At 63.1% G+C, this 13,441-nt stretch carries 18 protein-coding genes; 8 read left to right on the top strand and 10 right to left on the bottom strand.

What is annotated here, in order from left to right:
- Positions 1-58: 58 nt before the first annotated feature.
- The gene (locus Q0O40_RS12740; protein WP_295530416.1) at positions 59-694 is read right to left on the bottom strand and encodes a TetR/AcrR family transcriptional regulator; all 636 of its coding nucleotides are present in this window, start codon (positions 692-694) and stop codon (positions 59-61) included.
- 175 nt (positions 695-869) lie between these two features.
- On the opposite strand from Q0O40_RS12740, the gene Q0O40_RS12735 reads away from it, so the two are divergent.
- The gene (locus tag Q0O40_RS12735) at positions 870-2,612 is read left to right on the top strand and encodes a bifunctional UDP-sugar hydrolase/5'-nucleotidase (protein WP_367183750.1); all 1,743 of its coding nucleotides are present in this window, start codon (positions 870-872) and stop codon (positions 2,610-2,612) included.
- 1 nt (position 2,613) lies between these two features.
- Here the strand turns inward: Q0O40_RS12735 and Q0O40_RS12730 are convergent, their stop codons facing one another.
- The 9 genes from Q0O40_RS12730 to crcB form a co-directional block, all read right to left on the bottom strand.
- The gene (locus tag Q0O40_RS12730; protein ID WP_295530413.1) at positions 2,614-3,411 is read right to left on the bottom strand and encodes a DUF1295 domain-containing protein; all 798 of its coding nucleotides are present in this window, start codon (positions 3,409-3,411) and stop codon (positions 2,614-2,616) included.
- Positions 3,404-4,018, bottom strand: coding sequence for a lysophospholipid acyltransferase family protein (locus Q0O40_RS12725; protein WP_295530410.1), 615 nt, complete (start codon positions 4,016-4,018; stop codon positions 3,404-3,406). Before Q0O40_RS12725 ends, Q0O40_RS12730 begins: the two co-directional genes overlap by 8 nt.
- Positions 4,019-4,113: 95 nt before the next feature.
- Positions 4,114-5,298, bottom strand: coding sequence for a glycosyltransferase family 1 protein (locus tag Q0O40_RS12720; protein WP_295530407.1), 1,185 nt, complete (start codon positions 5,296-5,298; stop codon positions 4,114-4,116).
- Between the two features lie 279 nt (positions 5,299-5,577).
- The gene (locus Q0O40_RS12715) at positions 5,578-6,285 is read right to left on the bottom strand and encodes an ATP12 family protein (RefSeq protein ID WP_295530404.1); all 708 of its coding nucleotides are present in this window, start codon (positions 6,283-6,285) and stop codon (positions 5,578-5,580) included.
- Between the two features lie 4 nt (positions 6,286-6,289).
- Complete coding sequence (locus Q0O40_RS12710) at positions 6,290-6,508, bottom strand: hypothetical protein (RefSeq protein ID WP_295530401.1); 219 nt, start codon at positions 6,506-6,508, stop codon at positions 6,290-6,292.
- Complete coding sequence (locus Q0O40_RS12705) at positions 6,505-7,182, bottom strand: HAD-IA family hydrolase (protein ID WP_295530398.1); 678 nt, start codon at positions 7,180-7,182, stop codon at positions 6,505-6,507. The genes Q0O40_RS12710 and Q0O40_RS12705 overlap by 4 nt, the downstream gene beginning before the upstream one ends.
- Positions 7,179-7,781 carry an FMN-binding negative transcriptional regulator gene (locus Q0O40_RS12700; protein WP_295530396.1) on the bottom strand — a complete coding sequence of 201 codons (603 nt, stop codon included), beginning with the start codon at positions 7,779-7,781 and terminating at the stop codon, positions 7,179-7,181. Before Q0O40_RS12700 ends, Q0O40_RS12705 begins: the two co-directional genes overlap by 4 nt.
- Complete coding sequence (locus Q0O40_RS12695; protein ID WP_295530393.1) at positions 7,781-9,151, bottom strand: RluA family pseudouridine synthase; 1,371 nt, start codon at positions 9,149-9,151, stop codon at positions 7,781-7,783. Before Q0O40_RS12695 ends, Q0O40_RS12700 begins: the two co-directional genes overlap by 1 nt.
- Positions 9,148-9,552: a fluoride efflux transporter CrcB gene (gene crcB, locus Q0O40_RS12690; protein WP_295530390.1), complete on the bottom strand. Its 405-nt coding sequence runs from the start codon at positions 9,550-9,552 to the stop codon at positions 9,148-9,150. Before crcB ends, Q0O40_RS12695 begins: the two co-directional genes overlap by 4 nt.
- A 184-nt stretch (positions 9,553-9,736) precedes the next feature.
- On the opposite strand from crcB, the gene rpsU reads away from it, so the two are divergent.
- The 7 genes from rpsU (at position 9,737) to Q0O40_RS12655 (ending at position 13,297) form a co-directional block, all read left to right on the top strand.
- Complete coding sequence (gene rpsU, locus Q0O40_RS12685; protein ID WP_295530387.1) at positions 9,737-9,943, top strand: 30S ribosomal protein S21; 207 nt, start codon at positions 9,737-9,739, stop codon at positions 9,941-9,943.
- A 160-nt stretch (positions 9,944-10,103) separates the two neighbouring features.
- Complete coding sequence (locus tag Q0O40_RS12680) at positions 10,104-10,664, top strand: FKBP-type peptidyl-prolyl cis-trans isomerase (protein WP_295530384.1); 561 nt, start codon at positions 10,104-10,106, stop codon at positions 10,662-10,664.
- Between the two features lie 109 nt (positions 10,665-10,773).
- Complete coding sequence (gene gatC / locus Q0O40_RS12675) at positions 10,774-11,076, top strand: Asp-tRNA(Asn)/Glu-tRNA(Gln) amidotransferase subunit GatC (RefSeq protein WP_295530382.1); 303 nt, start codon at positions 10,774-10,776, stop codon at positions 11,074-11,076.
- Positions 11,076-12,560 (top strand): Asp-tRNA(Asn)/Glu-tRNA(Gln) amidotransferase subunit GatA, encoded by a 1,485-nt coding sequence (gene gatA, locus Q0O40_RS12670; protein WP_295530379.1) that lies wholly within the window; start codon positions 11,076-11,078, stop codon positions 12,558-12,560. Before gatC ends, gatA begins: the two co-directional genes overlap by 1 nt.
- Positions 12,560-12,757, top strand: a complete 198-nt coding sequence (locus Q0O40_RS12665; RefSeq protein WP_295530376.1) for a hypothetical protein — start codon at positions 12,560-12,562, stop codon at positions 12,755-12,757. The genes gatA and Q0O40_RS12665 overlap by 1 nt, the downstream gene beginning before the upstream one ends.
- Before the next feature lie 79 nt (positions 12,758-12,836).
- Complete coding sequence (locus Q0O40_RS12660) at positions 12,837-13,013, top strand: AbrB/MazE/SpoVT family DNA-binding domain-containing protein (protein WP_295530373.1); 177 nt, start codon at positions 12,837-12,839, stop codon at positions 13,011-13,013.
- A gap of 107 nt (positions 13,014-13,120) precedes the next feature.
- Positions 13,121-13,297: a PIN domain-containing protein gene (locus Q0O40_RS12655; protein WP_295530370.1), complete on the top strand. Its 177-nt coding sequence runs from the start codon at positions 13,121-13,123 to the stop codon at positions 13,295-13,297.
- The last annotated feature ends 144 nt before the right edge of the window (positions 13,298-13,441 follow it).

Genomic DNA, 13,441 nt, shown 5'->3' with positions numbered 1-13,441 from the left:
GGCCGAGCCTTGGCGAGGCCGGCGCGGCGACTGGTGCGCGGTCTGAGGGAGGACTGGCTTAAGCCGCGCGCAGTCCGGCGAGGCCCTTCGCCCCCCGGTCTTGCGCGGAAAGCCCATCGAACATCGCATCGATGATCCGCGCCAGCTTGTCCTCATTCAGCCGTTCCACCGCCTGCATCATCAGCGGAATGGAGCAATATGGCGCAACCATCTGGTTGACCAGGCTGATCGTTTCATCGATCTCCAGCCCCGCAAAGTAGCCTTCGCCCATCGCTTCGCCAATGATCACGCCTTGATAGTGATCGGCGAGATCGACGTAGCTGCGCACTTGCTCGAAATACTCATCGCCCAGCTGGACGTACATTTTGAAAGCAATCGGATCGCGCAGATAGGCATCGCGCATGATCACAAAGCGGCGCGCGAAGAATTCATACATCTTGCGCCGCGCGGGCAGGTCGCTCGCGATCACCTCTTCCATCACCGCGACCTTGGGCCGGAACCAGTATTCCGCGATCGCTTCGAGCAGGCTTTCCTTGCATTCGAAAAAGCGGCTCAATTGCGGAGCGCCAATGCCTGCCCGCGCCGCGACATCCGCCATGTTCAGCGCTTGACCCCCGCGCTCTTCGATCAGCGCGCAGGCAATCCGCACCAGTCGCTCACGTTCGGTCTCGATATCGTTGTGCTGGCGTGGCATGATTGAGCCCTGTCCCCAAAGGATCGCGAATCCCGTTTAAGAACTCGCGATGCCAGTTTCAATCGAGCGAACCGAAGCAACGTTCGCATGTGCGACGGAATCGCGTGAGGATATGATGCAAGCGACTGAAATTGATAAAAAGTATTTTTTTTGCAAGGCGCACAAGCGCACTGCTTTGCTCAGCGCAGCCCTGCTCGCGCTGCTGCTCTCCGCCTGCGCCGCGCCGATGGCCGGAAACGGCCCGCGCTCAGCTGCGCAACCTGTCGAAATCGGGATCGCCGCCTTCAACGATTTCCATGGGAATCTGGAACCTCCGCGCCAGCCAGTGGCCACGCCCGATGGCAACGGCGGCACGGTGCTAGTTCCGGCAGGCGGCGCGGCTTGGTTTGCCTCCGCGCTCGATTCGATCCGCGCGAAGTATGCGCATCATCTCACCGTTTCGGCGGGGGACATGATCAGCGCTTCACCGTTGGCCTCCTCGCTTTATCTCGACGAACCGACGATCGGCGTGATGAACCGGCTCGGGCTCGATTTCAACGCGGTGGGCAACCACGAATTCGACCGTGGCCGCGAGGAGTTGCAGCGCATGCAGAACGGCGGTTGCGCCAAACTCACCAGCAAGCAGCCGTGCCAGATCGAACAGTTCAAAGGGGCCAAGTTCCGCTATCTTGCCGCAACCACCCGCCTGCCCGGCGGCCAGACTTTGTTCCCCGCCAGCGCCTTGCGCACATTTGGCAAAGGCACGCAAAAGGTGACGGTTGGCGTGATCGGGCTCACGTTGAAAGGGACGGCGGAGCTGGTCGACGCCGTCCGGATCGCCGGGCTGACCTTTGCCGACGAAGCCACCACCATCAACGCCGAGGTACCGCGCCTGAAAGCCGCAGGCGCAGATGCGATTGTTTTGGTCATCCACGAGGGCGGCAAAACGACGGGCGCGCCCGATCCGCAAGGCTGCGCCGGGCTGGCAGGTGGCATCCGGCCGATTCTCGATGCGCTCGAACCGGGGGTCGATGTCGTCGTCTCGGGCCATACGCACTGGGACTATATCTGCGACTACCCGGGGCGGGATCCGGCGCGGCCAATGCTGCTGACGAGCGCAGGATTCTATGGCCGGGAAATCACCGATATCACGCTGACAATCGATCCGGCGGCGCACCGGGTGGTGGCCCGCCGCGCGCGCAACGTGATCGTGCAATCCGAACCTTTCAATTCGGCGCGCGGATCGGTTGCGGTCACGCCCTTGTTCCCCCAATTTGCTCCGCGCGCCGATATTGCGGCTTATGTAAAGACTTATGCCGATGCCGCCAAAGAGCTGGCAACGCGCCCGGTAGGCAAACTTTCCGGTCCTGCAAGCCGGGGTGAGGGAGCATTGGCGAGCACGGGCGGGACGCTCGGCAATCTGATCGCCGATGCCCAACTGGCCGCCACACGCCGTGCGGGCGCGCAAATCGCGTTTACCAATCCGTTCGGCAATCGCGCGGCGATTGTGCCCGCCGCAGATGGGTCGGTCTCGTTCGGCAGCATTTATCTGGCGCAGCCGTTTGGCAATCGCCTGATCACCAAGACCATGACCGGGGCCGAGATCAAGGCCGTGCTGGAGCAAGGTCTTGATGGCACCCGTCCGGAACAGGTGCTGGCTCCCTCGGCCGGCCTGGTGTTTCGCTTTGATCGAACCCGCGCGCCCGGCAACCGGGTCGTGTCGCTCAGATTGAATGGCGCGCAGCTCGATCCGGCGGCGCGTTTCCGGGTCACGATCAACAGCTTTCTGGCTTCGGGCGGCGACGGATTCACCGGCTTTGCCGGCAAGCCCGAAGCGATCACCGGCGCGGTCGACCTTGAAGCGCTGGAGGCTTACCTGCGCGCTGCAGATGCCCGCGAGGTGCCGCACGAGAACCGCACTGAGCTCGTCGGCGGATAAGTTACTGCGCCGGCGGCCACGGGATGAACCCCGATGTGCGGCGAACATAGTCGGCGTAGTCCGGGCGCCGCTCGTCCATGCGTTTTTCCAGCAGCGGCTTGCCCGACCAACGGGTGAGCGTAAAGGTCAGGAACAGCGGGCCTACCAACGACATCAACGCGGTCAACCAGCCAGCCTCGGCTGCAGCGAGCCAGATGCCCCACCACACGCAGGCATCGCCGAAGTAGTTGGGATGGCGGGTATAGCGCCACAGCCCGGTGCTGAGCACTTTGCCGGCATTGGCGGGATCAGCGCGAAACCGCGTCAGTTGATAGTCGCCGACGGTTTCGAACGCAAAGCCCATCAGCCAAAGCGCCGCGCCGATGCTCGCCAGCGGCCCGATGGGCGCAGCCCCGCTCGCCAGCACGCCCATTTGCGCAGGCAGGCAGGTGATATAAAGCAAGACCGCCTGCCCGCCGAACACGCCCGCCGCTGCTCTGCCATAGCGCCCTTCGCGCTTGGCCTTGCCGAGCATGCGCGCATAGCGGCGATCCTCGCCATGTTGCATCCAGCGTGTGTACAGATGCCAGGCCAGCCTCGCGCCCCACAGCAGCGCCATTCCCGCGATCAATGAGGCGCGGGTGCCGCGCTCGGCCAGTTGCAACCATGCCAAGACGCCAAGCGCCGCCATCGCGCCGCCCCATACCGCATCGATAAAGCTGACATCCTTGATCCGCGCCGCAATCGCCCACAGCAGCAGCATCGCCGCGCAAAGGATCGCGGCATTGATCGACAGCGCCTTAACTAATGCTTCAACCATCCATCAACTCGGTAAAATCTGTGATCCCGCGTTCGGGATGGCGCGGGGTTACGCTGCGATAGACCTCGGCAATTTTCAGCATGTCGGCCTTGTAGTCCCCCGTTGGCATGATCGTCGGCCCAAGCCCGCCGGTGCGGGTGCCATAATCCATCAACCCGACAACGATCGGCACACCAGAGCCGACAGCGATGTTGTAGAACCCGGTGCGCCACTGCGCCACTTTGCTGCGCGTGCCCTCAGGTGCAATCGTCAGCACAAACCGATCGCGACGGGCAAATTCGGCGATCATCGCTTCAACCACGTTGCGCCGCGCCGAGCGATCAATCGAAATTCCGCCCATATCGCGCATGAACCCGCCCATCGGCCAGCGAAACAGGCTGTCTTTGGCCATGAACTGCGCATCAATCCGCAGTTCGTTGACCAATCCGAGGAAATAAACGAAATCCCAATTCGATGTGTGCGGCGCGGCCACCAGCACATAGCGACCGCTTGGAGGGGGCGTACCCACCGCTTTCCAGCCCTGCTGGCGATAAATCCCCACAATCGCGCGTTTCAATGCCCGCGATATCAGGCTTGGTTTGCGCAGCGCGTAGCTATCCCCATTCATGAATATCCCCCCCGGAAACCGTTCTAACTGCGACATTGGCGCAGCGAAAGCCAGCCCATGCAGCGCCCCCGCAGACAGAAATCATTTCGCCTCAATCATTCGGCGGCATGGCCAAACGATCGTTCGGCCAGAAGGGCAGCATGGTGTTCAATCACACGGATATAGTTTTCCGCAAGCGCGCGATTGGCGGCGTCCCAACTGCATTTGGCAGCGCACAATGTGCCAGCAGCGCCAGCGGCGGCGCGTTCGCCGGGATTCGCGGCATAAAAGGCGACGGCATCGGCAAAGCCTTTGATATTGCCTGCTTGAATAAGCCGCCCGTTGACCTGATCGATGATCAGGCTGGATGTGCCGGGCGCGTCGGCCCCTACAACGGGCACGCCGCAGGACATCGCCTCCAGCGTGACGATGCCAAAGGTTTCGGTCACGCTTGGATTGAGCAGAATATCCATCGAGGCCAGCGCGCGCGGCAGCGCCGGGCCGCTTTTGAAACCAACAAAAATGGCCTGCGGCAGGCGGCTTTCAAACCAATGCCGCGCCGGCCCATCTCCTACCACCAGCACGCGCAGCTTGACGCCGCGCCGCGTCAGTTCATCGATGGTATCACAGAACACGGCGATGCCTTTTTCAAGGACCAGCCGTCCAAAAAACCCGACGACGACTTCATCGTCGGCAATCCCCAATGACTGGCGCCATTCGAGCGACAGCGCCGACGGGTTGAACACGTCATAGTCCACCCCGCTGCCCCAAATGCCAATGTCGTGATGCATTTTCTGTTCGCGCAGAATATCCACCATCGATTGCGATGGGGCGACAATCGCATCGAGGCTGCTATAGAATCGTCGCAAGACCGAAGTGATCGACGGTTCGAGAAAACCCAGCCGGTAATATCGCAAATACGTGTCAAAGCGGGTGTGGACCGAAGCGATGGTCGGCAGATCATGCTGCCGCGCATAAGCAGCGCCAGCATGCCCCAAAGCTTCCGGCGCAGATATATGCATGATATTGGGCGCAAATTCGTCGAGATCGCGCTTGATCCGGCGGCTCATCCCATAGGCCAGCCGGTAATCCGATCGCCCCGGGATAGGCAGCGCGGCAACGCCGACAAGATCACCGGTTGCGGGGAATGCTGGCTTGTCAACCGTGGGAGAATAGATCCGAACGGCCGCTCCCTGCTCCAGCAAATAGCCGACCAGCCGATTGAGCGCCACATTGGCCCCATCTAGCGTGTAATTATAGTTTCCGCTTAACAGCGCAACACGAAGATCGCTGAACTTCATCGAAAAAATAGCCGATTGACATAATCCGCCATGCTATACTCCCTCGGCAAAAAGCGGTTGCTCTGGCCAATCTGATTTGCCGGCACACTCATTTTTGTGCGTATCCAGCCAAGGAAATTGGACTCACCCGCTCCCGAGTGCCCCTGCCCATTGTCGTCCTACCGGCGGTTCGGCGAAACGCCAAGCGCCGTCAATGCATAGGCCCCCGTTAAATGCGCAATAAGGGGACAAGCGCCGTGCACCGGCCAGGGGCTTGTATCCTTGCCATCGGGCCTATTATCAGGCCGGGCCGCTTTCCCGCGCCAGCGCCGCAAACCGGGCGGCCGCGATATAGGCAGCGCGGCGTCGCTCCTGCCGCGCTGCGGCCTGATGATCCTCGCCCCATTGCTCGATCTGCCAGTTTTCTTCGAGATTGGATGCCGCCCACAGCGTGTCGAGCTCTGCCGCCGGTTCCAGCGCGGCAAGCCCAAGGATGAGCGAAGCGGTCAATGCCGCGGTATTGCGCAGCGCCGCGAGCGCGAAGGCATCGCGAACCTCCAGTTCCGCAGCCAAACGCGCGCGGGTCTCGGCCGGCTGCGGGCGATGGATGATCCCTGCCACGCGCACAAACCGCACGCCAAACCGCGCCTCCGCCTGCTGCAGCAGCGGCTCCCATACTTCGCGCTGACGCGCCGCCAGCGGCTCGTCCGGTTCGGCGCGGTAACACAACGTGTCCGTCTCGGAATAAGGCAGCAGTTCGGCAATCGCGCGGGGGCGATCCGGGGCCACCACATCGATGGCAAAGTCAGCCAGATCGCGCAGCAGAAACGCGGCGGTGGAGAGTTCCTCGCCCTGCTCTGCCCATTCCGCCGCCATTGCTTCGGCCAGAGCAAGCGTCGGCGCGACTTGGGGCCTTGCGCCCACTGTCTTCACCGCGCGCCCATCGAGCAGCACTTGATAGCCGCGATCTGCCGTTCCCACCGACACTGCCTTGTAAAACCGTTTCAACCGGTCAACTCCGCCAGCGTCTGGTCAGAAAAAGCGGCACGATGAAGAATTCGGCAATGCCGACCGCAACAAGAACATAGCCGACCGCCTCGGGCAATCGCGGCAACCATGGCACTTTGCCCGATAGCAGCAGCACCCCGAGCAGCAGCAGCGCCGCGCCCGACAGGCGCACCAGTTGCAGCACCGCAAAGCGCGCCGCCGCAGGATCGCGTTCGGCGCTCATTCCATCCCCCGCAGCAACAGGCGCAGCTCACCCATCGATCCGGCCACGGCTTCGGCCCCGGCCTCGACCAGTTCGTTCGGATGATGGTAGCCCCAATCGACCCCGATTGCGCGCACCCCGGCATTGTTCGCCATGGCCATGTCATAAGTAGTGTCGCCGATCATCACCGCCGCCTCGCGCGCGGCACCTGTGGCGGAGAGGCAGGCCTCGATCATCCCGGGATGCGGCTTGGAAGGGTGGCGATCGGCGGTCTGCAGGGTGACGAAGTGGCCGCTCAGCCCATGCGCCTCTAGGCAATGGGCGAGGCCCCGGTCGCTCTTGCCAGTGGCCACGCCCAGCAGCCAACCGGCCAGCGCCAGTTCTTCGATCAGCGCGGCAATGCCATCATAAAGAGGCTCGCCGACCATGCCCGCCGCCCGGCGAGCGCGAAAGGCGTCTTTGTAATGCTCGGCAAGCGCGTTTTGCTCGGCACCTGCGCCAGCGGGATGCAACCGCCGCATCACCTCGGGCAGTGACAGCCCGACCATGCGGCGCACGTCATTGCGCTCGGGCGGTTGCAGTCCAGCGGCAACGAACGCGGCATCCATCGCCGCGCAGATATCGGCCTGACTATCAACCAGCGTGCCATCGCAATCAAAAATGGCCAATCTTGCGTTTTGTTGCCGCTGGATCATGACCCGAAGCGCTCCATCAGCGCGGCAACCGCATCGGTGCCCTGCGCCTTCAACCCTTCGATCAGACGCGCGCGTTCTTCATGCGACTTGTTCTGCGAGAGTTTCAAGGTGGGCCGCCATGCCTGAACAGTTAGTTCGAAGCCTACGATCATGTCCATCATCCGTTCGCGCTTGTTCAGGTCCATCTTGTCCATGGTCCACGGGCTGCCTTGCGCCACCCGCGCTTCGTGGTGCGCCGAGACGTCGCCCAGCAGCGCAAGCAGCTCGGCGCGATCCATGCGGCGCACCGGCCCTTCCATCTCCAGCGCGATATAGTTCCACGTCGGCACCTGATCGGGATCGGCATACCAGCGCGCCGAGATATAGCCATCCGGCCCGTTGACCACCGCCAATGCCTGCACCCCGTCCAAATGCCGGGTCAGCGCATTGCCCAGCGCGAGGTGGAAGCGCAGCGTGCCTGCCTCGGTAAGCAGCAGCGGCACATGCGCGACGCGCGGGCCGTCCGGCGTCGTGAAGAACACCATGCCGAAACCAATCTCGGTGATCAGCGCCTCGAACAGCGCACGATCCTCTTTTTTGAAGGCCGAGTTCGGATGCATCAGGCCCTCGGGCTGCGCGGCGGCGCTTTGCCTGCCGGGGGCTTGATGCCGCCGGTTCTGCCAGCAGGCGCGCGGCGTGCGGGCTTGCTACCGGGGGCCGCGCGCTCGGCGGCGGAGCGTTCAGTGGCCGTGCGTTCGGGCGCGCTCCGGCTGGTTACGGCACGGGCGGGAGCCTTGCCGCTTGGAGCCTTGCTAGGCCCCTTGCTTCCGGGGCCCTTCTTCACTTCAGAGCGCCCCTGCGGAGCGCTGCGGCCGCTGGGCGGTCCGTCGGCGCGCTTGCGCCGCTCGCCCCGGCGCTCCTTGCGGTATTCCTTGGCATAGGCCTTGGCTGCGCGCTTCTCGATCGTCTTTTCGGGAATCAGCTTGATGGGTTCGAGCGGCAGATCGCCGTCCGCCTCGGTGAAGCCAAGCTGCGCCATGCTCGCGGCAAAATGTTCAGGCAGCGGCGCCGTGACATCGAGCAGATCGCCCTCGGGATGCTCGATCCGCAGCCGCCGGGCATGAAGATGCATCTTGCGGCTGATGCTGCCGGTGAGGAACGCCTCGGGGCCGCCATATTTGCCATCCCCCACGATCGGATGACCAATCGCGGCCATATGCACGCGCAGTTGGTGGGTTCGGCCGGTCAGCGGCTGCAACTCGACCCATGCAGTGCGCCCTCCCGCCTGATCGATCACGCGGTAGCGCGTGCGCGCCGCCATCCCGTGCTCGCTTTCGTCGACCATCATCTTCTCGCCGCCCGTGCCCGGTTGCTTGGCGAGCGGCAGTTCGATCAGCCCGTCCTCGATAGCAGGCACGCCTGCCACCAGCGCCCAGTAGATCTTGCGCGCGGTGCGCCCGGAAAAGCGCCTCGAAAAGAACGCCGCGCTGCCGGGGGTCCGCGCAATGAGCAGCACGCCCGAGGTATCCTTGTCCAGCCGGTGGACAAGTCGCGGGCGCGGGTCCTTTTCGCCGGCAAAGGCATCGAGCAGCCCGTCGACGTGTTCATAAGTCCCGCTGCCGCCTTGTGTCGCCAGCCCCGGGGGCTTGTTCAGCACGATCGCCGCGCGGTCTTGCTGCAGGACCATGGCCTCGGCCATCGCGATCTGCGCCTCGGTCAATGGCTTGCGCACGCTGCCTTTGCCCCCGCCGGACAAGGGCAGGTTGCCGCCGGGCGGTACGCGCAAAACCTGGCCCTTTTCGATTCGCGTATCAACATCGGCGCGCTTGCCATCCACGCGCAGTTGCCCGGTCCTGGCCCAGCGCGAGACGGTGGCAAAGCTCACCTCCGGCATGTTGCGCTTGAACCAGCGATCAAGCCGCACGTCGTCATCGTCTTTGGTCACGGTGAACTGGCGGACCTCGTCCGATCCATCTTTGGCGGCGCTCATGACGCCCCCCGCATCAGCATCAGCGCGCCAAACAGACCGGCCAACCCGCCCACCAGCGAAACCGCCACATAGAGCACAGCGCTGCCCATCGCGCCGCGCTGCGCCAGCATAACCACTTCGAGCGCAAAAGAAGAAAATGTGGTGAACCCGCCGAGCACGCCAACGCCCAGCAGCAAACGCCAAGCCTCGCCGCCGCCTTGGCGCGCCAGCCAGCCGACCAGCACGCCCATCGCAATGCTGCCCAGCATGTTTGCTGTCAGAGTGGCCCATGGGAATGCCGCAGCACGGGCGGGACCGAGGATCGCGGCCCAAGCCTGCGTGGTTGCAAAGCGCAGCCACGCGCCAAGCGCTCCACCGAGAGCAACCAGCGCGCTGGCCTGAAAGGTTATGGATGAGTTCATGGCCGCGCCTTTACCTGCGAAGGGCGCGAATTGCACGACTTTGCTTGCTATCTGAGCCCAGAATCAGTATCGGGCGCAGCTTGCAGCCAGTCCATCGCGGATTCGGCGGTGTTTTGTTTCTGAAATTTTCGGTGATCCCCGCGTGTGCGGGCTCTCGCCCACAGTTTATGAGGTATCGCGGTTTATGCAAATTCTCGTTCGCGACAACAATGTCGATCAGGCTCTCCGTGCGCTCAAGAAGAAGCTGCAGCGCGAGGGCGTGTACCGCGAGATGAAGCTGCGCCGCCACTTTGAAAAGCCATCGGAAAAGCGCGCCCGCGAGAAGGCTGCTGCCGTCCGCCGCGCGCGGAAGATGGAGCGCAAGCGCGAGGAGCGTGACGGCGGCAAGTAAGTGCAACGGCGGGATCGTTCCCGCCCGATCATGTCTTGCCGTTCGCGCCCTGCTGGGCCAAAAGGGCGCCGCTCATCCGGCGCCCTTTGTTTTGCCGGGCGAACACGCACCAAACCATTGAGAAGGGCGGCTTAGCAAGGCGGCCAAATAGGGGAAGTACATGTCGGAGATCACCCGCGTCGCGCTGCAACCTGTCGGCAAGGGCGCGATTACCCGGTTGTGGATTGGCGTTGTTCTGGCGCTGCTGATCGGCGTCGGGATTGCGTGGGCGGCCCGCTATCAGGGCCTGACCGTGCAGACGGTCAAGGCCGGCGAAGGCCCCAATCCGGGGATGGGTGATGTGGTTCTGGTCAACTATGCGGGCCATCTCACCAACGGCAAGCAATTCGATTCTGGCGAGAAAGTGGCCATGCCGGTCGCCGGCGTGATCCCGGGCTTCAGCCAGGGGCTGCAGAAGATGCAGCGCGGCGGCAAATACAAGCTGACCATCCCCGCGGCGATGGCTTACGGCGCGCAGGAGCAAAAGAACCAGAGCACCGGCGAAGTGGCGATCCCGGCCAACAGCGATCTGGTGTTCGATGTCGAACTGCTCGATTTCCGCAATCAGGCCGAGATCGAACAGCAGCGGCGCGCCATTCAGCAAATGCAACAACAGTTGCGCGGCGGCGCTGGCGCTCCTCCCGCACCGGGCATGCCCGAAGGCGTCGGCGGCCCGCCGTAATGATCGCGCCTGCTTGAAGGGCACTCCGCGCGCTGCTAGCGCGAGGGTCTATTCTTTTTATTTGATTTGACCAGAACTCTGGCTGCAACTTCTGGCGAAAGGAAACGGCATGTCCGTCGACACTGCCACCGTGGCGAAAATCGCCTCGCTGGCCCGCATCAAGATCACCGATGCCGAGCTTTCCGCAATGGTGCCCGAATTGAACGGCATACTCGCGTGGATCGAACAATTGGGCGAAGTGGATGTGACCGGGATCGAGCCGATGACGGCGGTCATCCCCAATCACCAGCGCCTGCGCGATGACGTGGTCGGCGCTGATCCGCTGACCGGCGGCGGCATCCGCGATGCCGTACTGGCCAATGCGCCCGCAGCGCAGCATGGGTTTTTCGGTGTGCCCAAGGTGATCGAATAATGACCGAGCTAACCGATCTTGGCGTGGCCGCGATCCGCGACGGTGTGGCAGGCGGCGACTTTACCGCAGGCGAAGTGGCAAGCGCGTTCAACGCTGCAATAGCAGCGGCACAAGAGGCACTTAACGCTTTTATCCTGACGACTCCCGAAGCCGCGCTCGAAGCCGCCGCGCGGGTGGATGCAGACCGCGCCGGGGGCAAGCCGCTGGGCAAGATGGCGGGCGTGCCCATCGGCATGAAGGACCTGTTCGCGACCAAGGGCACCGCGACCACGGCTGCCAGCCACATCCTCGAAGGGTTTGTGCCGCCTTACGAATCGACCGTCAGCCAGAAGCTGTGGGATGCGGGCGCTGGCATGCTGGGCAAGCTCAATCTCGATCAGTTCGCGATGGGTTCGTCCAATGAAACCAGCGCATTCGGCAATGTGATCTCGCCGTGGCGGCGCAATGGTGACACCGCGCCGATTGCACCTGGCGGCTCGTCGGGCGGCTCTTCCGCCGCCGTATCGGCGCGCCTCGCGCCTGCTGCCACCGGCACCGACACCGGCGGATCGATCCGCCAGCCTGCCGCTTTCACCGGCATTTCGGGCATCAAGCCCACGTACGGCCGCTGCTCGCGCTGGGGCATTGTGGCGTTCGCCTCCAGCCTCGATCAGGCGGGACCGATGGCGCGCGATGTGCGCGACTGCGCGATCATGCTCGAAGCCATGGCGGGGTTCGATGCCAAGGATTCGACCAGCCTCGATCTGCCTGTGCCCGCATGGGAAACCGCGCTTTCGGGCGATCTGCGCGGCAAGAAGGTCGGCATCCCGCGCGAATACCGCATGGACGGGATGGACGCCGATGTCGCGCATTCGTGGGATCAGGGCATTGCCTGGCTGAAGGACGCAGGCGCCGAGATCGTCGATATCACGCTGCCACACACCAAATATGCGCTTCCGGCGTATTACATCATCGCCCCTGCCGAAGCCTCGTCCAACCTCGCGCGCTATGATGGCGTGCGCTTCGGACTGCGCGATCTGCCCGAGGGTGCGGGGCTGCAGGACATGTACGCCGCGACCCGCGCGGCAGGCTTTGGCGCAGAAGTCAAGCGGCGCATCCTGATCGGCACTTACGTGCTCTCGGCCGGGTTCTATGATGCTTATTACACGCAGGCGCAGAAGGTCCGCACCCTGATCAGCCGCGATTTCAATGCGGCGTTCCAGACTGTAGACGTGATCCTGGCCCCCACCGCGCCGACCGCCGCGTTCGGCCTTGGCGAAATGGTCAGCGATCCGCTGGCGATGTACCTTAACGACGTGTTCGCGGTGCCTGCCTCGCTGGCGGGCCTGCCTGCGATGTCGGTGCCCGCCGGGCTCGGCCGCGAAGGCCTGCCGTTAGGGCTCCAATTGATCGGCCGTCCGTTCGACGAGCAGGGGGTGCTCAACGCTGGGCTGGCGATCGAAGCGCGCGCCGGGTTTACGGCGCGTCCGGCGAAGTGGTGGTAATGGTTATCGCCACTCTCGAGCTTCGAGAGCCGGCGAAAGAACTTGGACGATGGGAGTTTGTCGCACTTCCAAAAGAGGGCGACTACCTTGGTGTCCGCATTGATAATGAGACTGCAGCGCTGCGGGTGGATGCGATCGTCCATTCTCCTGTTCAATGGCCTGCTGTTTCATCCAAAAGATTGAAGTTCCGTTTGTGACCATAATGGTCGCTTTGGCGCCGACTGGCACCAATCCAACCGTTTGACGTTTTTGGGTGAGCTTGGTATTACCTATTTTATGTATTACCAGTCTAACATGACCTCCAAAGGCCAAGTCACCGTACCCAAGGACATTCGTGATGCGCTCGGCCTTGCGCCGGGGCAGGCTGTGGAATTCGAGCTGGATGCCGAAGGGAACGCCCGCATCCTGCGGTCAGACGACCGTACATCCATCGAGAAGAAGAAGGCGGACTGACTGAACCGGCTGAACGAGGTGCGCGCCGAGTTCAAGCTTCAAGACCCGTTCGACGGGATGGATGGCCTTGAGTACCAGCGCTGGATCCGCGGGGACGGGCCCGAGGTGTGATACTTGATACCAATGTGTTGATTGCCATGTTCCAGCAAGGGCGACCGAAACTTTTTGATCGTCTTGCCGAATGGCAGGCGCTGCGCACGATCCATATCAACATCGTCATTTTTGCGGAAGTTGCACCCAGTTTTGCGGCACCAGCCGAGCTCGGTTCGGTGCTTGACCGGTGACGTGACCCCCAACCGTCATCCAGTTGCGACTAGAGCCTCGGGATCGTTGTTGCGCGAGAGCGCGGGTGAAGCAAGGGGCTGCGTAGCGTAGCCTCCGGCTATGCGGAGCGAAGCAGCCTCTTGCTTTTTGAAGTCAGCGGCGAA

This window comes from Novosphingobium sp. Chol11 (assembly GCF_945870625.1).
GTDB lineage: Bacteria > Pseudomonadota > Alphaproteobacteria > Sphingomonadales > Sphingomonadaceae > Novosphingobium.
The sequence above is the reverse complement of the archived record's forward strand: the minus strand, read 5'-3'. Positions and strand labels throughout refer to the sequence as shown.

Coding starts and splice junctions, on each gene's coding strand:
- Q0O40_RS12740 (WP_295530416.1), bottom strand. CDS start 694: ATGCCACGCCAGCACAACGATATCGAGACCGAACGTGAGCGACTGGTG.
- Q0O40_RS12730 (WP_295530413.1), bottom strand. CDS start 3,411: ATGGTTGAAGCATTAGTTAAGGCGCTGTCGATCAATGCCGCGATCCTT.
- Q0O40_RS12725 (WP_295530410.1), bottom strand. CDS start 4,018: ATGAATGGGGATAGCTACGCGCTGCGCAAACCAAGCCTGATATCGCGG.
- Q0O40_RS12720 (WP_295530407.1), bottom strand. CDS start 5,298: ATGAAGTTCAGCGATCTTCGTGTTGCGCTGTTAAGCGGAAACTATAAT.
- Q0O40_RS12710 (WP_295530401.1), bottom strand. CDS start 6,508: ATGAGCGCCGAACGCGATCCTGCGGCGGCGCGCTTTGCGGTGCTGCAA.
- Q0O40_RS12705 (WP_295530398.1), bottom strand. CDS start 7,182: ATGATCCAGCGGCAACAAAACGCAAGATTGGCCATTTTTGATTGCGAT.
- Q0O40_RS12700 (WP_295530396.1), bottom strand. CDS start 7,781: ATGCATCCGAACTCGGCCTTCAAAAAAGAGGATCGTGCGCTGTTCGAG.
- Q0O40_RS12695 (WP_295530393.1), bottom strand. CDS start 9,151: ATGAGCGCCGCCAAAGATGGATCGGACGAGGTCCGCCAGTTCACCGTG.
- crcB (WP_295530390.1), bottom strand. CDS start 9,552: ATGAACTCATCCATAACCTTTCAGGCCAGCGCGCTGGTTGCTCTCGGT.
- rpsU (WP_295530387.1), top strand. CDS start 9,737: ATGCAAATTCTCGTTCGCGACAACAATGTCGATCAGGCTCTCCGTGCG.
- Q0O40_RS12680 (WP_295530384.1), top strand. CDS start 10,104: ATGTCGGAGATCACCCGCGTCGCGCTGCAACCTGTCGGCAAGGGCGCG.
- gatC (WP_295530382.1), top strand. CDS start 10,774: ATGTCCGTCGACACTGCCACCGTGGCGAAAATCGCCTCGCTGGCCCGC.
- gatA (WP_295530379.1), top strand. CDS start 11,076: ATGACCGAGCTAACCGATCTTGGCGTGGCCGCGATCCGCGACGGTGTG.
- Q0O40_RS12665 (WP_295530376.1), top strand. CDS start 12,560: ATGGTTATCGCCACTCTCGAGCTTCGAGAGCCGGCGAAAGAACTTGGA.
- Q0O40_RS12660 (WP_295530373.1), top strand. CDS start 12,837: ATGTATTACCAGTCTAACATGACCTCCAAAGGCCAAGTCACCGTACCC.